Source organism: Pseudalkalibacillus sp. R45, from assembly GCF_052246725.1.
In the GTDB taxonomy this organism is placed as follows: Bacteria; Bacillota; Bacilli; order Bacillales; family Fictibacillaceae; genus Pseudalkalibacillus.
This window is the reverse complement of record NZ_JBQQCL010000025.1, coordinates 1-25,598: the sequence shown is the minus strand read 5'-3', so window position 1 is coordinate 25,598 and position 25,598 is coordinate 1. Positions and strand designations below refer to the sequence as shown.

The window sequence follows — 25,598 nt, the reverse complement described above, 5'->3', positions numbered from 1 at the left end:
TTCCTCTTTTATATCATAAAGTTACCGAATTAATTTCTGTAAATTTTAAATATTGTAAATACTTTTTGTTCTGAGTGAAAGGCTGGATCAGTTAGTATGGCAACAAAATGATACAAGGTTTTTATAAAGGACAGCCAACAAGGTTTGAGAGGGGGAAACTCATGCAACGTAAGAAATTGAATCGCCATAACATTTTAAAGGATACGCTTACCATCATTTTTGACAATGTATCCACACAGACAAGTTTTCTCATGGGATTAGGAGATTATGCAACGGCAGACGACGTCAATTTTATGGCGAAGTTTGGGAAAGGCCTCATCTATTGTTGTATCACTGAAAAAATAGCCGAAAGTCTTCAATTGCCTTTCCTCAAGAATGGTAATAGTTTTTCCGAAAACCCATTCAATAACATGACCGTCTCCATTGATTTCAAAACCTCCACAACAGGAATTTCTGCCTTTGAACGTGCGGATACCATAAGAAATATAAATTGCACAACCAATCCTGAAGACTTCAAACGACCAGGCCATATCTTCCCTTTAGTCAGCAATGAAACAAATTTAGTAAGAAATGCTGGGATTGCGGATGCTTCAATTATATTGGCACGTTCCATGAAGAATGATCCAGACTATGAACCTACTACCTATGTGTGTGAAATCCTGAATAAATCCGGTGAAGTTGCAAATCAGAAAGAAGTCAATGAATTAGCGTATGACCATGGACTAGATATCATAAAGATCAGTGAAATCATTGAAAGGTACTTACAAGAACATAATTCAATGGAAATCATTGAACAAACGAAGTTCTCCATGTTCAACCACCCATTGAACGTCTATCGGGTCAAAAATGAAATTTCACCAACACCATTGACTGTTTACTTGAATCCGACAAGTTCACCGACCACGAACATGATCTTTTATCAGGAATGTCTCGTTGGTGATCTATTAGGGTTAAAAAACAAATGTAACTGCCCTAAACATCTAAAAGGCCATTTAGTCAGCATGCTCAATGGAGAACTTGACTGTGTCATCTATCAAAGAAATGATACATCTTCCATTCCATCAAACTACAAAAATCTCATTGTCAGTCAATTGAGGCAACTTTTCGAAAATGAAACTTACCATACAGATCCAGTGACCGGTACTCACCTGATTTCAGAAGGAAGAGCCCTTTCAATCCATTAAAATTGAAAGCGCTCTATAATTTATAAGGAGGAATCAATTTATGCAAAAACAAGCTGTCAAAAAGAATGAACGGGTGGAAGAAGTATTTCAATTGTTTATCAAGCACATCCAAGAATTTTTAAATGAGGCGAAGCTTAACCACGAAGAATATACGAACTTTGTCAAATGGGCTGATCGGTTGGGACGAGCTGGCGAGCTGCCTCTCTTTGCAGATGTTTTCTTCGAAACACATGTGTTGAGATCCATGTATACAGACAAGCCGGGAACACAGCCATCTTTATTAGGTCCTTTTTTCATTGAAGGTTCCCCTTTGTTAGAAAAACAGCAAGGTCAACCATTCGTTTTGACACAACGGCCGGATGAACCAGGAGAAACATTCTATTTTTCCGGGAAATTAAGCAATACTGAGGGCAAACCACTGGCAAATGCACATGTGGAAATGTGGCATAACGATCAGTCTGCTAAATATTCCGGCTTTGATTCTGACGCACCTAGATATAACCTACGTGGGCATTTCTACACAGATGAGAATGGAGATTTCGAAGTGAAGACCATTGTACCGCTGCCATATCCGATTCCAACCGATGGTCCTACGGGAGAATTCCTTGAGTATTTGGACCAGCATCCGATGCGTCCAGCTCACCTTCACTTAAAATTCGAAGCGGAAGGTCATGAAACCCTTATCACCCAGGTTTTCTTTGAAGGGGATGAATGGCTCGAAACGGATGTGGCTGACGGTGTCAGGGGAGACCTGATGACGAAGCTGGTGGATAAAGGCGATTATAAGGAAGCTTCCCTTAACTTTGTGATGCGCCCTGAATAAGAAAATAAGCACCTGCATGGGTATGGGACATTTTTGATGTCCCCTCCCCTTTTTTGTTTGCAGTTGATAAAAATGGAGGTTATACATGTCAAAGATAAAAAGCCTAACCACGGAAATACTCGATATTCCGATCAAACGTCCACACCAGTTTTCAACAGTCCAGGTCTCTTCGAAGAGTTTTGTTCTCCTTCGATTGGAATTAAGTAACGGGCTCATCGGGATTGGGGAAGGTACCACTCCTGGGATCTGGTGGAATGGTGAAAGTGTCGAAACGATGAAACTCGTTATCGACCAGTATGCTGTTCCTCTATTACTGGAGGAAGATCCGACTTATGTTGAAAAGGTACTACAACTATTAGAACGTCATATCCGTGGGAATGCTTTTGCCAAAGCTACCATAGAAATGGCCCTTTTTGATGCCTTAGGAAAAATGTATGGCGTTCCAGTCCATCAGTTGTTAGGTGGGCTTCATCAACACAAAATTCCGGTACGCTGGGCGCTGGCTTCTGGAACCCCTGAAGGTGATATTGAAGAAGGAAAGGATGCCGTCTTATCAGGTCATTATCAGACATTCAAAACGAAATCTGGGAAAGAAGCGCCTGAAGATGATGCAAGACGTTCCATCCGTATTGCTGATGGCCTGAGGAGCCATTCTACCATTGGTATCGATCCAAACGGTTCATGGGACCTGCTGACCACGATGAAATGGATGGATGCATTTTTTGAAGCAGGCATCGATTTCCTTGAACAACCGCTTCCGCCACAGGATATCAATGGCGCAGCCCTGCTTTCTTCAATGAAAAAAGTGCCGATCATGGCTGATGAGAGCCTGGCTTCACCTCAAGACGCCTTACGCCTTGCGAAAGAAAAGGCATCAGATATCTTTTCCTTAAAGATCCACAAGTTCGGTGGCATGAAAAATACAGTCAAGATTGCAGGGATCGCAGAAGCAGCTGGCATCCCATGTTTCGGCGGAACTTCCCTCGAAAGTTCAATCGGTACAGCAGCTTGCCTTCATGCCTATGGTTCCATCCCGAATCTCAACTACGGATGTGAACTATTTGGCCCTGATTGGCTCGCCGACGATCCAGTGAGGGAACCACTCTCTATTAAAGATGGTTTTATACACGTTCCCGATCGACCCGGACTAGGAATTGAACTGGACGAAGAGAAAGTGTCTAAGTATAGAAGAAAGATCGAAAAGGAGCAGTGAATCATGGAACATTTACCACCTCCCTCATTATCGTTTCTATGTGACATGGAATTGACTGTAGAGGATGCCCATCTTCCTGGAAACACCCCTATTGGAAACCGCAGAATCATCAGAGTGTCAGGTGGAGCTTTACGGGGAGATCAACTGAATGCTGATGTCATTCCTGGCGGCGATGATTGGATTACTGTCCGCGAAGACGGAACGATAATTCAAGATGTTCGGATTCTATTAAAAACGGGAGAAGGAGATCTCATTATGATGACCTACCGTGGTATCCGTACTGGTGAACCTGAGACCTTGCTAAGGCTGGATAACAATGAATTTGTCGACCCTGATGACTATTATTTCCGAACCTCTCCGATCTTTGAAACAGCTTCACCAAAATATGACTGGCTGAACCGCAGGATTTTCGTATCTCGAGGCATCAGACTTCCCGGAAGAGTCAACTACTCGATTTATACCGTCGATTAGAAAGAAAGGAAGAGTCAATGAATGGGACAATATGTAACGACTAAAAAGGGACAAACCTTCTATATCCATGATACCCCTGGTGAAAAAGGAACGATCATAGGGATCCACGGGCTTACTGGGAACCACCTGCAATTCCATCATTACAAGGAAGCTTTATCCGGGGCCTATCGATTTATCAGTTACGACATCCGTGGACGTGGGAACAGTGATCCAGCAGATGCAAAAACATCGATATTTACACATGCGGACGATCTTCTTGACCTTATCGATACGTTGAAAATCGATAAACCGATCTTCATGGGCTACTCCATGGGGGCTTATATAGGCTCGATTGCAGCAAGCCGGCTATCTGATGTTGAAGCACTCATTTTGTTAGATGGTGCCGGAGAGGCGGACAGTGTTACACGAGAACTCGTCCTCCCTTCGTTGAACCGGTTGAAAAAAAGCTACTCCTCTCCAGAAGAATATGTGAAAGAAACCAGGAAGCTTTACACAAGCTTGTCCATTGAATGGACAGATACGATGGAAGAGATTTTAAGGTATGAATTCAAGCGTCAGGGAGAGTCATGGGAACATAAATCTGATCCTTCTTTACTTGAACAAGATTTTGAAAGCTTTTATGCATTTGACCCGAAAAACATATTCCCTTCAATCGATTGCGATATTTTCCTTCTTATTGCTACCGGGCAATTGGGGAACAAAAGGGCATTGTTTCAGGAATCTTCCTATACAAAAACAAAAGACTTCCTTCAGGAGTCGATGATTGAATACACACCAGTCAATCATTATGAATTGGTTTTCAATCGGCAACCTGAAATCTCACAACAGATCCAGGGATTTTTATCAAGAAAAGGAGTGAACACATGAGCGCTACCAAAATAATGGAACCTATAGATGCCATTCAGAAGGTGAAAACGGGTGATATTTTGATGGTTGGCGGATTCGGTCTCATCGGAAGTCCGCTGACTCTGATCAATGAACTTACACGTCATGATGCTCGGGAACTGACAGTCATCAGCAACAATGTCGGAGAAAGTGGAAAAGGTCTAGGGATACTGTTACAACAAGGAAAACTTAAAAAAGCTGTTGGATCCTATTTTACAAGCAACCGGGATGTAGCGAAGTGGTACAACGATGGTAAATTGAAGCTTGAGTTGCTCCCTCAAGGAACGTTTTCAGAAGCCATTCGTGCAGGTGGAGCCGGAATTGGCGGCTTTTATACCAAAACGGCAGCTGGAACGGATTTGGCGAAAGGGAAAGAAACGAAGGTGATCGACGGTGAAACCTACCTCCTCGAAAATCCCCTGAAAGCCGATGTCGCGCTGATCCGCGCGTGGAAATCCGATACGAAAGGGAATCTCGTATTCTATAAAACCGCCCGAAACTTTAATCCCGTAATGGCAACAGCTGCTGACTATGTCATCGCAGAAGTTGATGAAATCGTAGAAGAAAGAGAGTTGTCTCCTGAGGAAATCGTAACCCCTCATCTGTTTGTCGATGCCATCATCACCAGTCGTTTGATCTTGACGAAAGAAGGGGTGAAGGAAATTGGATAAGAAAGAATTGATCGCCAAAAAAGCTGCTGAACAACTAACTCCTCATTCCATCATCAACTTGGGGATTGGAATTCCTACTCTTGTCGCGAAATATCTGGATGAAGAAACCTATTATTTACACACTGAAAATGGTCTGCTTGGAGTGACCGATGTCGAAGAGGACGATGTGGATCCGCTACTCGTCAACGCCGGAAAACTTCCAGTCGGTGAAGCCATTGGTGCATCGTATTTCCATAGTGCCGATTCGTTTGCGATGATACGGGGCGGACACGTAGATGTGGCAATCCTTGGTGCCCTTCAGGTCGATTCTCACGGGCGAGTCGCGAATTGGGCGATACCTGGAAAAGATATCCTCGGCGTCGGCGGGGCTATGGATCTACTTGTCGGCGCAAAAAAAATCATCATCACAACCAACCATGTTGCCAAAGACGGATCACCTAAATTTGTCGACAAGTGTATCTACCCCATCACCTCGACACGTCGAGCTGATATGATCATCACGGATCTTGCCCTATTCAAATGGAACGGAAATGGTTATGAACTTACAGAATTGATTTGCGATACAACGCTTGAAGAAGTCGAAGCCAACACTACCGCTTCCTATCAAGTAAGTGGACAACTCCATCAAAAGGTAAATCCATTGTGAATCGATGCTATTATTCGCTGATTCCGTCTTGGTAATATTCGTAGTCGTTTAACAGTTTGATTTAAGGAGGTTGTCCATATTGATTAAACTAAGTAGATTTTTCAACGTCTTATTAGACCTGATGGCTTCGATCGGGAAATCCATCCTTGTCATCATCGGTCTATTGATCATTATTGATGTGCTGACTTCCAATCTATTAAACCGATCCATCCCCTGGGTTTTGGAAGTTACGGAGTATCTGTTGGTGTTTCTCACCTTTTTAGGGGCAGCTTGGTTACTGAGGGAAGAGGGCCATATTCACTTTGACCTTATGTTGAATCACGTACCAGATCGACTCAAGAACCTATTCGGATTGATCAGCTCCCTTATTGGCTTTGGCATTTCATTGGTCATCACCGTTTTTGGGTTACTTGCAACTCTGAAGATGTACGTCAAAGGGGTCCATACAGATGCTATTCTCCAAATCCCACGTTATTTATTGATTGTCATCATACCTATCGGTTTTATGCTTTTGTCAGTACAATTTTTAAGAAACCTTATAAAAATTGTACCAAAAATAGGGATAAGGAGTAGGACGTAATGGATTGGTGGCTCGTCATCTTTTTCATATTCGGATCCCTTTTTTTGCTCTTTATCATCGGATTGCCAATCGCATTTTCGTTCTTGACAGTCAATTTGGTAGGCGCTATGTTGCTTTGGAATGGTACCGCTGGAATCAATCAGCTTGTCTTGAATATTTTCGATTCTGTATCAAAATTCTCCTTATTGCCTATCCCGATGTTCATTTTAATGGGAGAAATCATGTTCAGGACAGGACTTGGGGTGAAAGTATTCGAAACAATCGGTAAGTGGTTTGGTCGTTTGCCTGGTCGATTAAGCATTGTTGCGGTCGGAAGTGGTTCCTTTTTTTCGGTACTCAGCGGTTCAAGCGTAGCCAGTACCGCCCTATTGGGTTCCCTATTGGTATCGGATATGCAGAAGAAAGGCTATAGTCATGCGATGTCAGTCGGTCCGATTCTCGGCAGTGCCGGGCTGGCTACCATGATCCCACCTACAGCATTGGGTATTTTATTAGCTTCATTAGCTTCTATACCTGTCGGTCATTTTTTAATTGCAATCGTACTGCCAGGTATTTTATTAGCAACGTTATTTTTCTTATACATCGTCATTCGCAACTTTTTACAACCAGGCCTCGCCCCAACTTATGATGTAGAAAAGATTCCATTGTCTGAAAAAATCATGGATACAATAAAATACATACTCCCATTAGGGATCATCGTATTCCTCCTATTAGGTGTCATCATTTTAGGATTTGGAACACCTACACAAAGTGCAGCATTAGGAGCTATCGGGACTGTCATCCTATCCTATTTTTATGGCGGACTCACATGGAAAAGCATCCGGGATTCATTGACTGGGACCTTCAAGTCGAGTGTCATGATTTTCATGATCATTGTCGGTTCAACCACATTCGGACAGATCTTGAGCTATACAGGGGTCACCCAGGGGCTCGTCCAACTCGTAAGCAATTTGAATTACCCACCTTTGGTCATTTTAATTCTGTTACAGATCTCCTTATTGATTCTGGGATGTTTTATGGAGCCCCTTTCGATCATGATGATGACCCTCCCAGTATTGATGCCTATCGCTGGTGGCATGGGATTCGATCCTTTATGGTTTGGTGTCATCATGTTGCTTAACATGCAAATGGCTACCATAACGCCACCATTCGGAATGGATCTATTTGCAATGAAGGCTGTTGTGCCTGATGATTCGATTACAATGGTACAGATTTATAAATCGGTCATCCCTTTCATACTATTGAATGGGATACTGATGCTCATACTGATCCTCTTCCCTTCGCTTTCACTTTGGCTGCCAAGCCTCATTCAATAACAAGTAATTGTAGGAAGGAAAATCAGAATAATTTAAAAAATGAGCTGCTGAATATAGATTCAACAGCTCATTGCTTTTGTACAGGGGTCTCGTTTTCCTTAATCTGCATTTGTCGTCAACTCTCTCAATTTATCAACCAATTCAGGTACTTCACCCTCTAAATGTTTCCATTCGGTTTCATATGCCGTCTCCAGGAATTTTTCCGCTTCCCCCTCTGGCAATTCAATCAACTCGACACCGTTCGCCTTCAATTCTTCGATCTCTTCCTTATCCTGTTTCTTGTAATAGTCCACCATATACTTCTCATACTCAGCTGTCGCCTCTATGATGGCTATTTGATCTTCTTCCGAAATGTCTCCCCACTTGCTATTATTCATCAAAATCACACAATTTTGAGTCCAGAATGGGTGATCCACTACATATTTCGTAGAATCTGTCCATCCGTCTTTCCTTGGACCACTGAATCCTCCATAAACAAATCCCTTGACGACACCTGTTTGAAGAGAAGTATAAACTTCTGAAGGATCGATCATTTTGGAATTGATGCCTAATGCTTCAAAGAAACGATTATAGTTAGGTGCAGAACGGATCGACATCCCTTTCAAATCGGATACCGCATCAATCGGGTCATTCAGCCATAATCTTGGAGACCCCGTAAGCCACCGTCCGATATACATTACGTCCAATTCCTTATGACGTTCAACCATATAGTCATAAAATCCCTGTTCACGTTCTTCCCAAGGTTGGTATTGAGAAAGGGCTATACTTAATGATTCAGGCATAAGGGTTTGATATTGCCCAATGTAAGTGAAATTAATATCAATTGCACCAGATTGCATGGCTTCGAATTGTTCACCAATCGGAATGACATCCGCTCCGCCTCTCCAATTGATTTTCACTCTTCCATCCGTCGCTTCTTCCACCCGATCTTTCCAGTCATGTAATGTCGCTGTCAAAGGATGGTCTTTGGCTAAGAAACTGACTGCATTAAGCGTAATATCGGATCCTTCTCCACCTGAACTTTGGGCTGAACAAGCGGAAGATAGGATGAGTAAACATGTTAATACGAGTAAATAGAATGTTTTTTTGATTTTCATGAACTCTTTTCCACATTCCCTTCGATTAATTCTGAATACGGTCTGCTTCCTTGAAACCAGTCATTCCCTTATGAATCTGGTTATCTTCCATTAATCCCAAGTGTTTCATAAGGTCAATGAACTTTTGGAGTGTCTGGAGTTGATAGTCATTGATCGTTGTTTCATCAAAGGAATAAAACCCCTTCTTCGCTTTCATGCCGATTTCCCCATCAGCCATCTTTTTCTTGATGATTTCTGGAGTTTCAAAACGGTCATCCTCCAATGAATGTTGCAAATAATTACTCGCATGGAATAGTGTATCTGCACCTCCCCAATCTATGAACTCCAACAATCCAAGCACTGCGAACCTGATTCCAAAACCTACCTTGGAAGCTTTGTCGATATCCTCTACAGAGGCTACTCCCTCTTCGACTAAACGGGATGCCTCATTCATGGCGAGCGCTTGGATCCTTGGAACGATGAAGCCTGGTGAAGGTTTACATTCAACCGGAACCTTCCCTATGCTTTCAAGCAATGAAAACATTTCTTTCAAAGATTCTTTACTCGTTTCATTCGATGGACTTACTTCGACCAGTGGGATCAAGTAAGCTGGATTCAACCAATGTGTATTCATGAATCTTCCCTTCGTCGTCACAAATTCAGCTAGTTCATTTGCCGAAAAAGATGAGGTGGTAGAAGCTATCATCGCCGTTGGAGACAAATGAGGGCAAATACACTTGAAAACTTCTTCTTTGATTTCCAAAACTTCCGGTACGGCTTCGAATAGGATCTCGGATTCCTTCCATGAAGCTTCATTGTCAGAATGGATGGAGGAGACTTCGATCCGGTCTAGAATGGCAGAAATAGAGTCTTGCAGGATGATGTCCCCTAAGACTAGGACATCCAGCTGATTTTTGATTTCATGGCATACCGTTGTTTTCAATTGCTGGAATTCTTCCGTGTCTCTATTTTTGATATCCAGGAGTTTCACTTGATATCCTTGATAAGCGAATGTCAGGGCGATTCCTCTTCCCATCCTGCCTGCTCCGGCTATTGCGATTACTCCTTCACTGGGTTTCATATTGCTTTATTCCATTTTCCAAGATTTCTTTCAAATCCTCTTTCGACAGACTGGAAAGCTTCAGGTTTTCCATCGTTCTGCCGATTTCACGTAAATCCTTTTCCATTATGCTGGACGCAATGGCTAGTAACCCTGTCGCAGTCGGTGTTTTGATATTCAACCACTCCCCAAGGGAAACGAGAAAGGCAAGGCCGCAAACGATATCTTCTTGCATATAACGATGGGTCTTCAAATCAAGTTTTTCATACCAATCTTCACCATCGACAAGCTCTTCGTGTGCCCCATCCCCGTACATCCATTCCTCTCCTTCATCGCTATAATGATCTTCCAGTGGGAAGTGAGGGGGGTTGTAACCTAATGCTTCACGAATTTTGATTCTTTCCCCATCAAGAGACCTATGGACGTTCCGGATAGACGATTGTGTTCCTTCATCATGGATATCCCATTTTTCAAAATGTTCGATCGGGCCTGCATTCATGATGATAAGGGGTGGGTGAATGATCGGGCCTGCATTCATCAGAGCGCCATCGAGTGCATTTTCAATCGGTTCAATCGAAGGATATGCCTTTTGTAAGATTTCAAAAGCATGGTCAGACTGGACACTTGGGAATACGCCAGTAGGAAGTCGTGTGGCTCGGCCAGAAATAGAAACGGTATGTTCGTCATACTTTCTTGCCAAATAAGGAAGGGTCCCTGTTTCTGCAAAGACGACTTCCGCATTACACCCCTCTTCCACAAGGACCTCTGCCATCAAGTAACTGCCGAATGTCCCAGGTGGTAAAAAGATAACCTGGCCATTTTCCAATACAGGGGCAAGTTTCTTAGCAACCGTACGTTGTGTAAAAGCCGGTAAAGGAATGACAATGAGATCGGCCCCTTTCACAGCTTCTTTCAAATCTGATGTTGCCATTTTAAGGGGAACCATTCTTGTTCCCCTGGAATCTTTCACCTGTATCGCCTGACTCTCTAATACAGAGCGGAAAGCCTCTTGATTCCTTCTCCATAGTCGTACATGATGGCCCTTTTCGGTTAAATCGATCGCTGCCGCGTAAGACCCGTTACCTCCGCCTAAAACTGCTATTTCCATATTTCATTCCACCTCTATTTTTTGTCTATTCAGAATATTTTTCTACCAATTCATACAAGCGGTCACGGTATTCAGATCCAGGCAATCCCTTAGAATCAACCTTTTCAACTACATCTCCCTGTATCTCCTTCAATGTTTCTTCCCACTTCAATTCCTCCTCTTGCGATAAAGAGATGACTTCTAAGTTTTCTGTTTCTTTACTCCACTCCATGGCTTCTTTTACGTGTTCATCTAAATACTTACCAGTGAAAATACTCATTTCTCCATTCAGTTCATCGATCACTTTTTTCACATCATCAGGTAACCCTTCCCAAGTCTCTTTGTTCATTACTGCTACGAAAGACGTTATTGTCAGTGGATAATCGGTTACATATTTAGCTGTTTCTGCTAATTTGAAATCCTTTAATACTTCCCGTGAAGAAATATTCCCTTCAATGACCCCAGTCTGTAACGCTTCTGGCACTTCAGCCTGTGACATTCCGACAGGTGCAGCCCCTAGTTTTTTCATGACCGGGGTAAGGGCACCGGAAATCCTCAATTGTTTCCCTGATAGATCTTTCATGTTTGAGATCGGATCTACCGATTGGATATAAGAGGGTTCAGTGGCGAAAGAAGTGATGATCTTAAAGTCACTCAACGCTTCTGGTGGATATTCTTCAATTAAATCGTTGACGACTTGACTGGCCACTTCTGAATTTGGATAACCGGAGGGCAGATCTGATATTTCCAATAAGGGAAAACGCCCAGGTTCATACGTTGTAGCTGTAAGTCCGATGTCAGCTGTCCCATTGGCAACTCCTTCAAACATGTTGTTTGCTTCTAATAACGAACCTCCGAAAAACAACTCGACTTCGACTTGTCCATCTGTCCTTTTCTCTAATTCTTCTGACCACTTTTTCATTTGTACTGCAGGAAAAGTACTATCTGGAGCGAAAAAAGCATAAGACAGTTTGATCTTTTCCTTTTCTGCGTTTGCTGTCCCCTCTTCATTTGTACTGCAAGCAACTAATAAAGAAATGATCGTGACGGCCCAAACGACATTCCGTAGGACTTTCACCGACTTTCGATCTAATCCCATTTCTAATCCAGCCCCTTTCTAACCCTGAGGGAGTTTAAGGTAATTTTTATTATTTCGAAGAGCTTTGACCCAGTTTTCAGCTTTTTCATAGCATTCACCAATTTGGAGAACTTTTCTGTCGGAATAAGGTTTACCGATAACCTGTAGGCCGACAGGGATACCCGCTTGCGTGAATCCACATGGAACAGATAATGCAGGAAACCCAAGGATATTGGCTAATGGGGTTTTACCAAGCGTAAACATATTGCTGATCGCTTGCTCCGGGACCATCGTTCCGATTTCAAAAGGTTCTTGAACATTCGTAGGGCCCACGAGTGCATCAACGTTTTCCAATTGCCTTAAGGTTTTCTTTATGAATTGTTTACGAATTCGCTGAGCATTTATATACGCTATTGCAGGTATATCATGACCAAATTGGAAACGGTACTTTAAATCTTCTCCGTAAAGATGTCTATATTTATTTAACAGCGGTCCGTGAAATGAAAGTACTTCTGATTGCGCGATCGTTTTCAAAGCTTCAAGTGCTTGTTCAATCAACGGCAGTTCTATAGGGATGATTTCAGCTCCAAGGTCTTGCAATCGTTCGAGAGCCTTCTCTATCACCTTTTTGACGCCAGGTTCTATTCTCGATATCATATAGGCTTCAGGAAATCCGAGTTTCATTCCCTTTAAATTTTCAAATGGAATGACATTTGCCTCCTCCATCTTTTCAACATTCTCTTTCATCGTTTCAAGCATGATGACTGCGTCATTGACTGTCCTCGTCATCGGTCCTACATGATCGAGAGACCAGCTGAACGGAAAGCTTCCTTTTTGACTAACCAGATCGTAGGTAGGTTTAAATCCAACTGTTCCACACATTGCAGCTGGCAATCTGATTGAACCAGCCGTATCGGTCCCGATTGCACCGAATGCCATTCCAGCAGCAGTCGCCACTGCTGAACCACCACTGGACCCGCCAGGTATCTTCTTTAAATCCCATGGATTCCGGGTACTTCCATAATGAGGATTTTCTGTTGTAGCACCCATGGCAAATTCATGCAGGTTCGCTTTCCCGATGATAATAGCCCCTGCTTCTTTAAGTTTTTGAACTGAAACAGCATCTCGATCTGGAATCCAATTTTCGAATATTTTAGAACCTCCGGTCGTCCGGATCCCTTTTGTTTGCAGTATGTCTTTGACGGCAATTGGTACTCCATGGAGCCGGCCCTTATATTTCCCCTCTAGGAGCTCCTGTTCTGCTTGCTTGGATTGGGCTAATGATTCAGCCTCCATCACCGTAATAAAGGCAGTGAGTGTCGGATCATGCTCCTGGATCTGATCGAGTGTCATTTTCGTCAATTCGACAGGTGATAGTTTCTTCTTTTTCAGCAATCCGCTGACTGTATGGATGTCCGTAAACAATAGTTCATTCATGCTCATCATCCTCTAGGTCTTCAAACAAAAAGGTGAAAGCAGGATCGACGGTAAACATTTCAACTTCCTCTTCCTCTAAAATATCCTTCAAAAAATCGATTAAACTCACATAATATCCTCCTTTTCCTAAAGTATGTGACAGGAAAAATCATACGAATACCAAAATGATTTGCGGAAACATGATAAGTAAGCTGATAAAAATGATGTAGGTTACAAAAAAGTAAGCCGTTCCTTTAAACACAGTAGTGATAGGGGTATCCGGGGTCATCCCCTGGACAATGAAAGCATTGATTCCGACAGGAGGGGTGATTGCCCCTAAACTAGTGACGACACAAAGAAGGACCGCAAACCATACAGGATCATAACCTAATGCGATCACCATCGGATAAAAAATCGGGATTGAAATGATTAGAAATCCGAGCGCATCCATAATAGATCCGCCTATTATATAAATCAGCAGTACAGCACATAGAACAACAATTGGCTGGACAGGCAATTGGCTCACCCATTCTGCTACTGTAAATGGCAATCTCGTTATAGCTAAAAAGCGACCGAACACCATCGCTGCCACAACTAACATCAAGACCATCGCCGCTGACTTAAGCGTTCCTGCAATTGCAGATTTAAAACGTTCCCATGTCAGCTTTTTCATCAAAAGAGAAAGGACAATTGCGCCAAACGCTCCAAATGCACCTGATTCTGTCGGAGTAAACCATCCTAAATAGAGACCTCCGATGACAAACAAGAACAGTAATCCAATCGGGATGACATCTTTCATCGATTTGATTCTTTCCTTCATATTCGATCGTTCACCAGAAGGACCGTAATCCGGGTAAAGACGGCATAAAGCTAAAACAGTTATAATCAGCAAAAGTGTCAAAAAAATACCCGGGATGATACTGGCAACGAATAAATCCCTGACTGATAGTTCCATCTGCAGGGCCAGGACAATAAGAACCGTACTTGGCGGGATTATGATTCCAAGTGTCCCCCCTGTCGCGATACTTCCAGTGCTGAGGGCCTTATTGTATTTGTATTTATCCAGCTCTGGCAGAGACATTGTCGCCATGGTCGCAGCAGTTGCAGAATTCGAACCACTGATTGAGGCAAATCCTGCACTCGCTAAAATCGTGGTACTCGCCATACCACCACGAAAATGACCAACCCATTTGTATGCTGATTGAAATAGCTTTTCTGTCACACCTGTGCGAAAAATGATTTCCCCCATAAAAATATAGAGAGGGATCACACTTAATGAATAGCTTGAAAACTGGTTCCATAAATCAGCACTCAGCAGGTTATAAGCAGCTCTGGGAGAAGCATAGATCAAGACACCGAAGAAGCCGACAATCATCATTGCAAAGCTGATCGGCAATCGTAAGAACATTAAAGTGAATAGGACTACGATACCTAGGACAGCTAACATATTCGCATCCATTATGAACCCCCTTTCCAAATTATGATGGTCTCTTTGATGAGGGCGAGCAACAAACCTAGAAAGCCTAGAGAACAAAAGATGACAATCGGATAAAACGATACTCTCATTGTTGGTGAGACTACCCCATTTTCCATCAAGTTGATTCCATATAAAGCAATTTGCCATCCAGCTATGCTAAAAAATGCAATACTTACTAAATTCATGAATGTATGGAGAAGTTGTTGTACAGCCTTCGGAAATTTCTTATACAGCAAGTCGATGAATACATGCCCTTTGTGTAACTGTGCGTATCCTAACGAGAAGATCGTCGTTACAGCACCAAGCCAGCTTACAAGTTCTACCGTTCCAGCAATCGGGTCAGAAAATAATCTCTTTATAGAATTGAACACTACCAACAGAATCATCATCAAAAGAGTAGTACCAGCCAGTACGGCTGAGCCTTGATTCAATCGATCGATCATTCTAAAAAAAATACTCGCTTTCTCAGTATTCACCATCGTAGATTCATGTATTGTTCGAGGGACTTCTTGCTCTAACGGGACGGTTTGCTTATCTTCCATTCGTTTCCCTCCTGCCTGAATGATTCATTCACTTTCTTTGTTATACTTTTCAATCAGTTTTTCCATTTTTTCACGGTACTCTTGTGCTGGATGGCCCTGGCTCTGAACCTTTTCAACATAATTTACTTTCATATTTTCTAATTTTTCATCCCATTTTTCACTGTCCGAAAGTTCAATGATTTCATGATCATGACTTTCTCTACTCCATTCAAGAGACTCCTGCACATGTTTATCCAGGTATTCTCCAGTAAATACAGTCATTTCATGATTCAATTCATCAATTACTTGTTGGACATCTTGCGGAAGGCTTTCCCATGTGTCTTTATTCATGACTGCGATGAACGTATTCAAAGCTAAAGGATAGTCTGTCGTATAGTTGACCATCTCCGCTAATTTTGCATCCTTTAATATTTCTCTTGATGAGACATATCCATTTACGATGCCAGTTTGTAATGCCTCTGGAACTTCAGCCTGTGACATTCCGACAGGTGCCGCGCCCAGCTCTTCCATAATTGGGGTTAATGCACCAGCAATACGGAGTTGTTGACCTTTGAGGTCATCTAAAGATGTGATGGGTTGTTTACTTTGAATATAGGCAGGTTCTGTGGCGAATGTGGTGATTATTTTAAAATTTTCAAGGGCTTCAGGGGGATACTCTTTTACAAGATCATGGACTACTTTACTTGCAGAGGTTGCACTATTATAACCAGATGGCATATCAGAAATGGCGAGTAAAGGAAATCTTCCTGGCTCATAGGAGGTTGAGGTCAATCCGATATCAGCTGTACCACTTTCTATTCCGTCATACATATTATTTGCTTCAAGTAACGATCCACCATGGAAAAGTTCCACTTCCACTTTTCCATCTGTCCGTTCTTCTAAGCGTTTTTTCCATTCTTCCATTTGCACCGCCGGGAAAGTATTGGCTGGAGCAAAAAATGCATAAGTCAACTTGATCGTGTCTTCCCCTGCATTCGTAGTACCTCCTCCACAAGCAGACAAGATGGAAGTCACCAAAACCGCAAGGATTAAATATAAACATCTTTTCATATACCCACACCTCTTAATCTCTTAATTTTTTTCTAAAAGAAAGAACGGGCGGCCAATAGAAGCTTCCAACCGGAAATAACGGTCAAGCCCGGCTGCTCTGAATGAGTGGGTCATATCGGTGACTGTCTGTAAATCAGGGATGTTGTATAGGAAACAAGCATGCCAATTGGAAGGACCAGCGTGTCCAGCTGTTAAAATATCTCGATCAAACGTTGCCAGTAATTCCGAACCGTTTTGTTTCCATACTTCTAAAACGTTGTTTAGCTCCGGTAAAATTTCCTTTTCCTTTTGTTCCTTTGTCGTATCAAACCAGCCCGTGGACTCGAAAGTCATGAATACTCGTAGTGGAGTAGGTACTTTAGGAGCACCATGTTTAATTTCTCCCATTCTATTCATCTCCTTTTTCCTTTTAATTTTTTAGATCAGGTTTATCGCATCAACAAGCCACCATTTATATCAAACGTTGCTCCTGTCGTGTAACCTGCTATATCCGATGCTAGATAGGAAACGATATTCGCTACCTCTTCGGGTTCTCCAAAACGTTTTACAGGGATACCCGCTTTCATTCTTTCTAATTTTTCCGGTGCGATTTTATCCATTTCAGGAGATTTCACCGCCGCTGGTGCCACAGTATTGACCGTGACTCCGAAATCAGAAAGGTCCCGGGCAAATACTTTTGTCAACGCTAATTGTCCTGCTTTAGAGGCGCAGTAATGAGCGCCGGAAGTCAGCGGTCCTGCTTGTCCACCGTAGGATGAAATGTTGATGATACGTCCATTCTTTTGATTTTTCATAATATTTGCAACAGCTTGTGAAAAAAAGAACGTCCCACCAAGGTTGACGGATAGAATCAAGTTCCATTCCTCTTCATCAATTTCATCAATTGACGTTTCTTTCCGGATTCCTGCATTGTTGACTAGAATATCGATACGCCCCCAGGTCTCCATTATGGTTCTTACACCTAGTTTGATTTCAGTTACATTGGAAGCGTCCATATTCAAGAACATTGTTCTTTTTGAGATCGCTGGATCCATGAATCTAGATTCTTTTATTTCATTTAATCGTTTTTGGTTCTTATCTATGAAAACAACCTTCATTCCATCAGCAACAAACTTTTTGGCTATCGAAAAACCGAGCCCTTGGGCTGCCCCTGTCACAATCGCTACTTTCTCGGATTCTTCCATGTGGCTCCACCTCCTATCTGCTAGTCTCTTAAAATGGCTTTCATGACGTTCATTGTGTTTCGGCCAGCTGCTTTTGTAATGTCTTTTGTCGAATAGTTATGTTTGACCATCCAACCGATCATATTTTTCATAGCTTCTGTCGGGTTCTCCGCCCCCTCGACATGCGAAGATTCATCAAATGTTTCCCCGCCATGTGATTTTGAAATGCTCAACATATTATCAAACGCATGTTGAAGGGCGACGTGGTCTCCGAAAAATGTATCTGGACCAAAACCGACATGATCGATCCCTACCAGGTCTTTTATATACTCGAAATGTTCCATGACCGATTGAAGAGAATGTGTAGGAGAACGTTTTGTCAGTGTTGTGTTCGGCGCCGCACATATACCGATAATTCCTCCTTTGTCAGCGCAGGCTTTAAGAAGATCATCTGGTTTCATCCTGGGCGTATTCCAGATAGTTCTTGCCCCTGCATGTGTAATAAATACAGGATCACGACTTGCCTCGATGACATCCAAACTAGTTTGATCTCCACAATGGGATATATCAATCATCATTCCGAGTTTGTTCATACGCTCTATGACACGAAGCCCAAAATCAGTCAAACCTCCATCCTTCTTTTCAGAAAGGCCTGATCCAAGGGTGTTGGAATGGTTATATGTAATCCCCATGCACCGAATCCCTAATCCGTAAAGAATATCCACCCGGTCAATTTCATTTTCTAATATGTTTGCCGCCTCAAGGGAGGGTAAGATGGCAATTTTCCGCTGTCTCTTCGCTTTTTTCAACTCTTCATATGAGCTTGCCAGAAATACAGTGTTTTGCTTATGTATATCTGCATATCGGATTCCTAATAAATAGATGACGTCATCCCATTTCAAACCATACTTAGAGTTAATCGTGGAGATCCCATCCATGAAATTCTCAATGATTACATCAATCCCTGATTTCGCAATTCCTTCATAATGAAATGCTGTGTGAAGCTGACTGCAATAAGAAAGAATGTCTTCATTACTCGTCGGTACGATGAACCCATGGTCTCTTAGAGATACAATAGGATGTTTCTTAAAAATAGTTTCCAGCTTTTGTGCCTCATCTTCAGTAAGGTCTAATGAATAAGGTTCCACTCTGTTTACTTCTGTAGCTAGATCATATTTTTCAAAATCTTTGTGTTCAGTCAGGTAACTGAATGATCGATAGCCATCATACTGCTTTTCATTCATCAACTCTTTACTACTTTTTCTTTCTTCTGGAATTGTTCTTTTAGTGGCAATGCTTCTTTCCATGTCTTTTCCCGATCATCATAAACGCCGTCACTATATAACGTTTTCAGCGATTCATTTTCCAACCTGAATAGGTCGTGGCCTTCTTGCAATCTTTCTACTTGCTGGAAAAGCAGGCTCCTCATCTTGATTACGGGTAAATCACTTGTACCTAAATGTTCATTTGAACGATCTACGATTGGACCCATCGTCTCAGTTGCGGCATGGTCCTGATTTGCGATACCACGGATTCCAGTAAAGTTATGTGTTTTTTGCAACTCCCGTTCCAGCCCATAGTGATTCTCAAGGTTCTTCACTTTCCTCATATCCTCGTTCAATACTAAACCGCGGCGGTCATGCTGTGCCTGAACATCAATCTTGTGCTCATGTGAAAATTGCACATCCCAAGACCATGTACTATAATCATCCCGGGGAATGAAGGCATGCCACATCCCATCCTCACCGCTAAATCGTGGCGGGAATGTATAGAAAGGAAAGATATAGTGAATTTCCATAAATGCATTTTGGTTATCTTTACCAAGTCCTACAGCTATACAACGTTTTCCATAATTCGTATCTTCAACTGCCTGTTTTACTGGCGGATTTTTGACAAGCGGGTGTTCAGGGTCAATTCCTAAATCCGAACTTAAGATCCCTTCTTTTACTGCTTGAGAATCATGAGCTTTATGTAAAAAAGCTGCATGTACAAAATCTACGTCATTTTCCATTACTTGTAGATAGTTGCACTCTTGCCAAACCCTTTCAACGAGTTTATTTTCATCTGGTAGTCCCATCCAATAAAATTCAGGAAAGGGTGGTTGCTTCTCCTCAGTGCTCATGTATGTCCAAATGATTCCACTTACTTCTTTGGTGGGATAACTTGTTATTTTTATGGATTGCCTGAACTTTCCGTCTTTTGCTTCAGAAGGGATTTCCGTACATTTTCCATCTGTATTGAATTTCCATCCATGGTACATACACCGGATTCCGCATCCATCATTAATACCATAGTAGAGAGATGTACCTCTATGTGGACACCTTTCATCAATTAAACCGACTTTTCCCTCCGTATCCCGAAAAGCAACTAAATCTTCACCTAATAACTTGATCCTTTTAGGGCTTCCATCACTTTCTAATTCATCGGACTTTAAAGCGGGAATCCAATATCTACGGAATAAATCACCCATTGGAGTTCCTTTATCCGTTTGAGTCAAGAGTTGATTTTTTTCTTTGGATAACATTTTCAAACCTCCTTATAGAAACTCGCTTTTTACAACTACATCGTTTTTTCTGATTCTTTAATTCGGTTTAATTTTCCGCGGAAGAAAAGCAACGGTTCCGCTTGATCATCGATTACTGTATCCTTTACAAGGCCGGTCACAATATAATGATCGCCACCTTCAAGGATAGAGTTCACGTAACATTGGAGGGTAGCTAAATTATTTTTTAATATAGGCACACCATCCTCAGTCAGATCGTAAGGGCAATCTTTAAATTTATCCTCCGATTTCTTTGCAAAACGCCAGCAATCATTTTCCTGATTCTGTTGTAAAATATTAACGACGAATGGGCGATCATGTTTAAAAGCTTTCATACTACTAGCTGTTTTATCGATACAAACCAGAATCAATGGCGGATCCAAGGATAAAGAAGAAAAAGCATTGGCTGTTAAACCGATCAGTTTATCCTCAGTCTTAGAAGTGATGACAGTAACACCTGTTGCAAATTGACCTAGTGTTTCCCGGAATTTTTTCGAATCCATACATACTCCTCCTTTTTTCGTATTATTTTTTAATGAAAGGTCAGTCAAAACTTCCCGAGCATCAAGAAAATCTGGAGTGAAAGTTGTACTTCGAACCGGCTGTTGGAATTTGATAGATCAATATTGAGTAACTCTTCTATTTTTTGTATTCGATATCGCATTCCGCTGATGGATAAGATCATTTCACGGGCCGTTTTATGAAGGTTGAACTCATTTTGCGTATAGTGAAATAACGTTTGAAGCAGCTCTGAATTTTTCTTTCTATCGTATTCCAAAATAGGCTGTAAATTTTCTTCGGCAAATTTTTTTAATTCTTCTGGTTCTCTTGCATATAAAAATAGTGACAAGTGGCCTAATTCGTTCGCTAACATAATTCGGGAAGATGAAAATCTTATTTTTGCCAGGTCTGCTGCTTGCTTGGCTTCTTTAGCCCGATGGTAAAAATCCGGAAGTTCTGTAGTCTCCTCACTTACTCCTATATAAAACCTGCAATTGGGGTTATCAAGTTTCCGTAAAAGTTGACCTGCAAACTTCTTGATTGATTTACCGTCACTCTCTATCAACTTTTTTGAAATGATGGCCTGGACCGTATTCCATTTTGTTAAAATAAGCATATTAGAACCGAATTTATTTTGTTCTTGATAAAAATTATTGAGCTTATTCCGAATTTTCAATTGTTCTTCATTATCTACTTCCTTACCATTCTGATCCTCCATTTTTATATGTAACACGTAATGAGGGGTGGTAAGATCATATCCGAGATAAGAAAAACGGTTATATATTTCCTGTACGTTTGTTTCTTTACTATTCAGTAATTGTTCGAGTAACTCTCCCTTTAGACGTTGCTCTGTCTCAATCGCGATCCTTTCATATTGAATTTGTAATGAGGCCACCATGGCTACTCTTTCAAGTAAATCTCTATAAAAAGAATTCAATTTTTTATTTAATGCTACGGTAAGGAAGCCGTAAATTTGGTTCCGTACCGAAATTGGGATTGTTACTAATTTAAACGTTTGACCAGTAAGCTCTGCTTCGACAACATCATTAAGAGAAAGCTTCTTTTCAATACCTTTTAACGTATTCCTAGCTGTTATGAATTTTTCCATTCCTGGTGTTTGCTTAAAAGAAGCGATTTCTTTGAAATGTTTATCTTCTATCAACACATTACAATGTAATTTTTCACCTAAGATTTTTGCAAAGCCATCCATCCCTTGGCCCTTCAAGAGTGCATTGTTTAGACTACGACTCAATGAATAACCGATTTCGAGTCTCTCTTTTTGTTGTTCTACTTTCCGGTACATCTGGTCCAGTTCACCGGACATATCATCATCTTCATAGTAGAAGAGCTCTTCATCAATCTCCTCGCCCCAATCTTCAGCTGCTTTTCCTATATAGCTGCAATAGTCGTCCCCTTTGCCCTTGCATTTTGTTTCTTTAAAGATGATTTTCTTTCCCATGCATGCGCTTGTGTACCCACTCGCATAACCGGCCAAATAATAGCAAACTGGTTCATTATGCGCTGGAAAGTAATTTAAATGCTGTTTTGCTTCGTAAGAATCCATCCAGTAACCTGAAACGTGGAACTCACCCTTCTCCATATTCACTTGAAAACTTTCAGGATAAGAGTAAGTTCTACCTGTCAAATAATGCAGCTTTGAGCCTGCAACAAGCCAGTCCATTTTACTTTCCCAATTAATAGAATCTTTAAGGACTCGGGCTTCATGTTCACCACATTTGTAACCATAACGAAGTAGGAACCTCTTCGCTCTTTGAACACCAAGTGCAGTAATCAAATCTTTTCTAAGTAATCCCCATGCATCCGCACTGGATAATATCAACTCCAGATCCTTCCACTTTTGACCGGTTTCCTCCGAGACATTAATTAGATGGTTCAGTGTAAAATTACTAGCTTTGACTTCCACAACAACGCCCCTCACCTTTATTATTTTGACTATTATTTATATTCTGACACTTGGCGACAAAATAATAAAGGCTCTGCTTAACTCCTCCTTTTCCAAATTGTGGTCTTTTCCTCTTGACCTTGATATGATCATAAGTTTGCAAATGATCCAAATATTGAATAATGATCCTTCGTCGTCTGACAATGTGTTGAATTCCATAGTCAAAGAACCAGTTATCAATTACATTAAAAACGCCTCGATTTATTGAGAAATTTTCCAGACACCAGTCAACAAATTTTTTATCTGGTAAATGTATAGGGAATTCAGTGTGAATTTCATTTTTATATTCGCTTGAAACTTTCATGATAGCCCCCTGAGTGACTCTCTTTAAGGTACCAATACTTTTTCTTTTTCCTTTTGGAAAGCTGGCATGATTTGTTGACTGAATAAGTCCTGGGTACGGATTGTTTTCCAATGTTCAATTCCAGCATAAGAGCATAAAAGTGCAATTTCAGACAAGTCTGGACATTTTTCAATGACATTCTTCACTTTTTCTTTTACTTCATCTGGAGAACCAACCCATACGTATTCGTCATTCAGTAATTTGTGATACGGGATTTCTGCCAACGATTCCAGTGCGCCACTTGCATAAAAACCAAAGTCTTTGTTTACCAATTCCTCTTTAGATGGAAGGTCTGACATAGGAGAAACGTTACCTTTCATGAATTGCAAAATGTATGGTTCAGCTTCCTTCCGCGCCCTTTCACCGTCATCGTCAAGATACATCGCTTGAACATAAACGATATCAGGTGTATTCCCATGTTCTTTACAAGACTTGCGATAAATATCTAATTGGCCCATTACATGTTCTAGGGGTAACATAGGGGTAATAAGAACACCCCATCCTTTCTTTCCTGCTAATTCATAGTTATGATTGCTTGCTCCCCCTGTAAAGATCCTTGGTTTCTTGGTCGGACGGGGAACTACCTTTACGTTTTGCACATTGAAATGTTTACCTTGAAAAGAAAACTCTTTTTCTTCTAAGGCTTTTTCAAGAATTTCAAGAGATTCGATAAAACGTTCCCTAGATTCTTCTAGAGGTATGGAAGCCTTCGGGAATACCCAAGCGTGTCCTCGTCCAACAGCAAATTCAAACCGTCCCTCTGTTAAGATATCTGTTACAGCCACTTGCCCAGCAAATACCATTGGGTTGTGTAAAGGTAAAACGTGAGAACAAGTTCTAAAGCGAATATCCTTGGTTCTTTGAGCAGCGGCAGCATATAGAGCCATAGGATTAGCGGATATTGAAAACTCTTCAAACCAATGATGTTCTAACGTATTGAAAGTACTAAAACCTCTTTTATCTGCATGTTCGATCTGTTCCATAATTTCCTGATAAACCTGCGCATGAGGCTTGTTGTTTTGCTCAGGATTCTGCATTTCCACATAGATTCCAAAATTCATTTTTCTAACCTCCATTAAAAAGATTGGACACTCCGAAATTTTAGACAGAATGTTTTGAATATTAATACTATAAATACATTCTATTTAATCTAAAAAGGCCAAACAATGAATGTTTAGGTCTAAAAAATTATGATTTTTAAACCCTATAGTGCTAATTTTTTATTTGAAAATGGAATATTGTTAAACATCTTTATTAGACATTGTTCATGAATGGTAGAATAATAGGACAGACATACATATGGAAGGTTGATACAGATGAATGGCCAGAAACGGATAAGGGATTATGGCGTGAAGATCGGGAAATTGGAGCCAGGGAAGTTGAATGCGATCACAGATGTGGGTGGTGTGACGGTCGGGAATGTGACGCTTGCAGATGGTGATGTCCAAACTGGTGTGACAGCGGTTCTTCCGCATCAAGGGAACATTTTTCGTGATAAACTGATTGCGTCGAGCCATGTGATTAACGGGTTTGGGAAGACGGTGGGGACGATCCAGATCGAGGAGCTTGGAACGTTGGAGACACCGATTCTTTTGACGAATACATCCAGTATCGGAATCGTTGCTGATGCGCTGATTGAATATACGCTGAAGGATAACCCCGAAATCGGACGGACGACAGGAACGGTCAATCCGATTGTCGGTGAATGCAATGATATGTATTTGAATAATATCCGGGCACGGTCGATCTCGAAGGAGCATGTCTTTCAGGCGATCGAGAATGCTTCCGTGGAATTTGAAGAAGGATCAGTTGGTGCTGGACGCGGGACGCTTGCATGCTCCATAAAAGGCGGAATCGGTACCGCTTCAAGAAAAATGGAGATGGATCATGGGACGTATACCCTGGGGGTTCTCGTGCAATCGAACTTCGGGATGCTCAGTGATTTCAGGGTTGATGGGAAAGCTGTTGGTCTTGAGTTGCGAGATGCGATCCTGAATGTGACTGAGGAAAAGGACAAAGGGTCGATCATGATGGTAGTGGCGACTGATCTCCCTGTTTCCGAACGGCAGCTGAACCGGATTTTGAAAAGGACAGTCACAGGTTTGGCACGCACTGGATCGACGATCGGAAACGGAAGCGGTGATATTGCCCTCGGGTTCTCGACGGCAACCAGGATCCCGCATCAGAAATCGGATCAGCTTCTCTCCATTCCGACAATCCATGAGACAGATATGGACCTCGCTTTCCGAGCAGTAGGAGAAGCGACAGAAGAAGCCATTCTGAACTCGATGATCACCGCTGAAAAAGTCGTAGGTCGAGACGGGAATGAACGACCTGCTTTGAAGGATCTCCTACAAGAGTTCAATATTTCCCTCTAATCAAAGTGGTTCTACGTCAAATGTTGGGGTAGGAGTTCTTGCTCCTATCCCTTAACCTACTTGAAAATCCAATTCTTTATTTTGATGATGTAATAAGATCCGTAAGCGTAACCTATCATAACGGTGGAAACCA

At 41.7% G+C, this 25,598-nt stretch carries 26 protein-coding genes; 10 read left to right on the top strand and 16 right to left on the bottom strand.

Translation table 11 applies throughout. The annotated features are described in order from the left end of the window. The first annotated feature begins 161 nt into the window (after positions 1–161). The 9 genes from ACTWQL_RS22855 to ACTWQL_RS22815 all read left to right on the top strand — a co-directional run bounded on the left by ACTWQL_RS22855 (position 162) and on the right by ACTWQL_RS22815 (position 7,789). Positions 162–1,184: a 3,4-dihydroxy-2-butanone-4-phosphate synthase gene (locus ACTWQL_RS22855; protein WP_443144677.1), complete on the top strand. Its 1,023-nt coding sequence runs from the start codon at positions 162–164 to the stop codon at positions 1,182–1,184. Between the two features lie 40 nt (positions 1,185–1,224). Beyond that, positions 1,225–2,007 (top strand): dioxygenase family protein, encoded by a 783-nt coding sequence (locus ACTWQL_RS22850; protein ID WP_443144676.1) that lies wholly within the window; start codon positions 1,225–1,227, stop codon positions 2,005–2,007. A gap of 85 nt (positions 2,008–2,092) precedes the next feature. Next, a complete protein-coding gene (locus tag ACTWQL_RS22845; RefSeq protein ID WP_443144675.1) occupies positions 2,093–3,220 on the top strand; it encodes a muconate/chloromuconate family cycloisomerase in 1,128 nt (375 codons plus the stop codon). A 3-nt stretch (positions 3,221–3,223) separates the two neighbouring features. Beyond that, a complete protein-coding gene (locus tag ACTWQL_RS22840) occupies positions 3,224–3,691 on the top strand; it encodes a DUF3237 domain-containing protein (protein WP_443144674.1) in 468 nt (155 codons plus the stop codon). Positions 3,692–3,712: 21 nt separating this feature from the next. Next, positions 3,713–4,558, top strand: coding sequence for an alpha/beta fold hydrolase (locus tag ACTWQL_RS22835; RefSeq protein WP_443144673.1), 846 nt, complete (start codon positions 3,713–3,715; stop codon positions 4,556–4,558). Beyond that, positions 4,555–5,247: a CoA transferase subunit A gene (locus ACTWQL_RS22830; protein WP_443144672.1), complete on the top strand. Its 693-nt coding sequence runs from the start codon at positions 4,555–4,557 to the stop codon at positions 5,245–5,247. The genes ACTWQL_RS22835 and ACTWQL_RS22830 overlap by 4 nt, the downstream gene beginning before the upstream one ends. After that, positions 5,240–5,893, top strand: coding sequence for a 3-oxoacid CoA-transferase subunit B (locus ACTWQL_RS22825; RefSeq protein ID WP_443144671.1), 654 nt, complete (start codon positions 5,240–5,242; stop codon positions 5,891–5,893). Before ACTWQL_RS22830 ends, ACTWQL_RS22825 begins: the two co-directional genes overlap by 8 nt. 79 nt (positions 5,894–5,972) lie before the next feature. Continuing rightward, complete coding sequence (locus ACTWQL_RS22820; protein WP_443144670.1) at positions 5,973–6,473, top strand: TRAP transporter small permease; 501 nt, start codon at positions 5,973–5,975, stop codon at positions 6,471–6,473. Beyond that, complete coding sequence (locus ACTWQL_RS22815; RefSeq protein WP_443144669.1) at positions 6,473–7,789, top strand: TRAP transporter large permease; 1,317 nt, start codon at positions 6,473–6,475, stop codon at positions 7,787–7,789. Before ACTWQL_RS22820 ends, ACTWQL_RS22815 begins: the two co-directional genes overlap by 1 nt. A gap of 98 nt (positions 7,790–7,887) precedes the next feature. On the opposite strand, the gene dctP is transcribed toward ACTWQL_RS22815, so the two are convergent. The 16 genes from dctP to ACTWQL_RS22735 form a co-directional block, all read right to left on the bottom strand. Further along, complete coding sequence (dctP, locus tag ACTWQL_RS22810; RefSeq protein ID WP_443144668.1) at positions 7,888–8,886, bottom strand: TRAP transporter substrate-binding protein DctP; 999 nt, start codon at positions 8,884–8,886, stop codon at positions 7,888–7,890. 25 nt (positions 8,887–8,911) lie between these two features. Then, positions 8,912–9,946: a 3-hydroxybutyryl-CoA dehydrogenase gene (locus ACTWQL_RS22805; protein WP_443144667.1), complete on the bottom strand. Its 1,035-nt coding sequence runs from the start codon at positions 9,944–9,946 to the stop codon at positions 8,912–8,914. Beyond that, positions 9,933–11,033, bottom strand: a complete 1,101-nt coding sequence (locus ACTWQL_RS22800) for an NAD/NADP octopine/nopaline dehydrogenase family protein (protein WP_443144666.1) — start codon at positions 11,031–11,033, stop codon at positions 9,933–9,935. Before ACTWQL_RS22800 ends, ACTWQL_RS22805 begins: the two co-directional genes overlap by 14 nt. Before the next feature lie 25 nt (positions 11,034–11,058). Beyond that, positions 11,059–12,111 carry a TRAP transporter substrate-binding protein gene (locus tag ACTWQL_RS22795; protein ID WP_443144665.1) on the bottom strand — a complete coding sequence of 351 codons (1,053 nt, stop codon included), beginning with the start codon at positions 12,109–12,111 and terminating at the stop codon, positions 11,059–11,061. Positions 12,112–12,129: 18 nt separating this feature from the next. Beyond that, positions 12,130–13,527, bottom strand: coding sequence for an amidase (locus tag ACTWQL_RS22790; protein WP_443144664.1), 1,398 nt, complete (start codon positions 13,525–13,527; stop codon positions 12,130–12,132). A gap of 148 nt (positions 13,528–13,675) precedes the next feature. After that, the gene (locus ACTWQL_RS22785) at positions 13,676–14,965 is read right to left on the bottom strand and encodes a TRAP transporter large permease (RefSeq protein WP_443144663.1); all 1,290 of its coding nucleotides are present in this window, start codon (positions 14,963–14,965) and stop codon (positions 13,676–13,678) included. After that, entirely contained in the window at positions 14,965–15,525 is a 561-nt protein-coding gene (locus ACTWQL_RS22780; RefSeq protein ID WP_443144662.1) for a TRAP transporter small permease, read from the bottom strand. Before ACTWQL_RS22780 ends, ACTWQL_RS22785 begins: the two co-directional genes overlap by 1 nt. 24 nt (positions 15,526–15,549) lie before the next feature. Next, the gene (locus ACTWQL_RS22775) at positions 15,550–16,575 is read right to left on the bottom strand and encodes a TRAP transporter substrate-binding protein (RefSeq protein ID WP_443144661.1); all 1,026 of its coding nucleotides are present in this window, start codon (positions 16,573–16,575) and stop codon (positions 15,550–15,552) included. Between the two features lie 21 nt (positions 16,576–16,596). Next, complete coding sequence (locus ACTWQL_RS22770) at positions 16,597–16,962, bottom strand: hypothetical protein (protein WP_443144660.1); 366 nt, start codon at positions 16,960–16,962, stop codon at positions 16,597–16,599. A gap of 41 nt (positions 16,963–17,003) precedes the next feature. Continuing rightward, positions 17,004–17,759, bottom strand: coding sequence for an SDR family NAD(P)-dependent oxidoreductase (locus ACTWQL_RS22765; protein ID WP_443144659.1), 756 nt, complete (start codon positions 17,757–17,759; stop codon positions 17,004–17,006). A 20-nt stretch (positions 17,760–17,779) separates the two neighbouring features. Next, positions 17,780–19,045 carry a dipeptidase gene (locus ACTWQL_RS22760; protein WP_443144658.1) on the bottom strand — a complete coding sequence of 422 codons (1,266 nt, stop codon included), beginning with the start codon at positions 19,043–19,045 and terminating at the stop codon, positions 17,780–17,782. Next, complete coding sequence (locus ACTWQL_RS22755; RefSeq protein WP_443144657.1) at positions 18,982–20,262, bottom strand: Rieske 2Fe-2S domain-containing protein; 1,281 nt, start codon at positions 20,260–20,262, stop codon at positions 18,982–18,984. The genes ACTWQL_RS22760 and ACTWQL_RS22755 overlap by 64 nt, the downstream gene beginning before the upstream one ends. 35 nt (positions 20,263–20,297) lie before the next feature. Beyond that, entirely contained in the window at positions 20,298–20,783 is a 486-nt protein-coding gene (locus ACTWQL_RS22750; protein WP_443144656.1) for a flavin reductase family protein, read from the bottom strand. A gap of 44 nt (positions 20,784–20,827) precedes the next feature. Beyond that, the gene (locus tag ACTWQL_RS22745) at positions 20,828–22,705 is read right to left on the bottom strand and encodes a XylR N-terminal domain-containing protein (protein WP_443144655.1); all 1,878 of its coding nucleotides are present in this window, start codon (positions 22,703–22,705) and stop codon (positions 20,828–20,830) included. Beyond that, positions 22,689–23,048 carry a hypothetical protein gene (locus tag ACTWQL_RS22740; RefSeq protein ID WP_443144654.1) on the bottom strand — a complete coding sequence of 120 codons (360 nt, stop codon included), beginning with the start codon at positions 23,046–23,048 and terminating at the stop codon, positions 22,689–22,691. The genes ACTWQL_RS22745 and ACTWQL_RS22740 overlap by 17 nt, the downstream gene beginning before the upstream one ends. 23 nt (positions 23,049–23,071) lie before the next feature. Further along, on the bottom strand, positions 23,072–24,148 hold the full coding sequence (locus ACTWQL_RS22735; protein WP_443144653.1) for an LLM class flavin-dependent oxidoreductase: 1,077 nt from the start codon (positions 24,146–24,148) through the stop codon (positions 23,072–23,074). A 255-nt stretch (positions 24,149–24,403) separates the two neighbouring features. Between ACTWQL_RS22735 and ACTWQL_RS22730 the strand changes: the two genes are divergently transcribed. Next, positions 24,404–25,465: a DmpA family aminopeptidase gene (locus tag ACTWQL_RS22730; protein WP_443144652.1), complete on the top strand. Its 1,062-nt coding sequence runs from the start codon at positions 24,404–24,406 to the stop codon at positions 25,463–25,465. Positions 25,466–25,598: the final 133 nt, after the last annotated feature.

Bases quoted from the DNA above. Each gene is read 5' to 3' on its own strand.
- ACTWQL_RS22855 (WP_443144677.1), top strand. From the start codon at position 162: ATGCAACGTAAGAAATTGAATCGCCATAACATTTTAAAGGATACGCTT.
- ACTWQL_RS22850 (WP_443144676.1), top strand. From the start codon at position 1,225: ATGCAAAAACAAGCTGTCAAAAAGAATGAACGGGTGGAAGAAGTATTT.
- ACTWQL_RS22845 (WP_443144675.1), top strand. From the start codon at position 2,093: ATGTCAAAGATAAAAAGCCTAACCACGGAAATACTCGATATTCCGATC.
- ACTWQL_RS22840 (WP_443144674.1), top strand. From the start codon at position 3,224: ATGGAACATTTACCACCTCCCTCATTATCGTTTCTATGTGACATGGAA.
- ACTWQL_RS22835 (WP_443144673.1), top strand. From the start codon at position 3,713: ATGGGACAATATGTAACGACTAAAAAGGGACAAACCTTCTATATCCAT.
- ACTWQL_RS22830 (WP_443144672.1), top strand. From the start codon at position 4,555: ATGAGCGCTACCAAAATAATGGAACCTATAGATGCCATTCAGAAGGTG.
- ACTWQL_RS22815 (WP_443144669.1), top strand. From the start codon at position 6,473: ATGGATTGGTGGCTCGTCATCTTTTTCATATTCGGATCCCTTTTTTTG.
- dctP (WP_443144668.1), bottom strand. From the start codon at position 8,886: ATGAAAATCAAAAAAACATTCTATTTACTCGTATTAACATGTTTACTC.
- ACTWQL_RS22805 (WP_443144667.1), bottom strand. From the start codon at position 9,946: ATGAAACCCAGTGAAGGAGTAATCGCAATAGCCGGAGCAGGCAGGATG.
- ACTWQL_RS22800 (WP_443144666.1), bottom strand. From the start codon at position 11,033: ATGGAAATAGCAGTTTTAGGCGGAGGTAACGGGTCTTACGCGGCAGCG.
- ACTWQL_RS22795 (WP_443144665.1), bottom strand. From the start codon at position 12,111: ATGGGATTAGATCGAAAGTCGGTGAAAGTCCTACGGAATGTCGTTTGG.
- ACTWQL_RS22790 (WP_443144664.1), bottom strand. From the start codon at position 13,527: ATGAATGAACTATTGTTTACGGACATCCATACAGTCAGCGGATTGCTG.
- ACTWQL_RS22785 (WP_443144663.1), bottom strand. From the start codon at position 14,965: ATGGATGCGAATATGTTAGCTGTCCTAGGTATCGTAGTCCTATTCACT.
- ACTWQL_RS22780 (WP_443144662.1), bottom strand. From the start codon at position 15,525: ATGGAAGATAAGCAAACCGTCCCGTTAGAGCAAGAAGTCCCTCGAACA.
- ACTWQL_RS22775 (WP_443144661.1), bottom strand. From the start codon at position 16,575: ATGAAAAGATGTTTATATTTAATCCTTGCGGTTTTGGTGACTTCCATC.
- ACTWQL_RS22770 (WP_443144660.1), bottom strand. From the start codon at position 16,962: ATGGGAGAAATTAAACATGGTGCTCCTAAAGTACCTACTCCACTACGA.
- ACTWQL_RS22765 (WP_443144659.1), bottom strand. From the start codon at position 17,759: ATGGAAGAATCCGAGAAAGTAGCGATTGTGACAGGGGCAGCCCAAGGG.
- ACTWQL_RS22760 (WP_443144658.1), bottom strand. From the start codon at position 19,045: ATGGAAAGAAGCATTGCCACTAAAAGAACAATTCCAGAAGAAAGAAAA.
- ACTWQL_RS22755 (WP_443144657.1), bottom strand. From the start codon at position 20,262: ATGTTATCCAAAGAAAAAAATCAACTCTTGACTCAAACGGATAAAGGA.
- ACTWQL_RS22750 (WP_443144656.1), bottom strand. From the start codon at position 20,783: ATGGATTCGAAAAAATTCCGGGAAACACTAGGTCAATTTGCAACAGGT.
- ACTWQL_RS22740 (WP_443144654.1), bottom strand. From the start codon at position 23,048: ATGAAAGTTTCAAGCGAATATAAAAATGAAATTCACACTGAATTCCCT.
- ACTWQL_RS22735 (WP_443144653.1), bottom strand. From the start codon at position 24,148: ATGAATTTTGGAATCTATGTGGAAATGCAGAATCCTGAGCAAAACAAC.
- ACTWQL_RS22730 (WP_443144652.1), top strand. From the start codon at position 24,404: ATGAATGGCCAGAAACGGATAAGGGATTATGGCGTGAAGATCGGGAAA.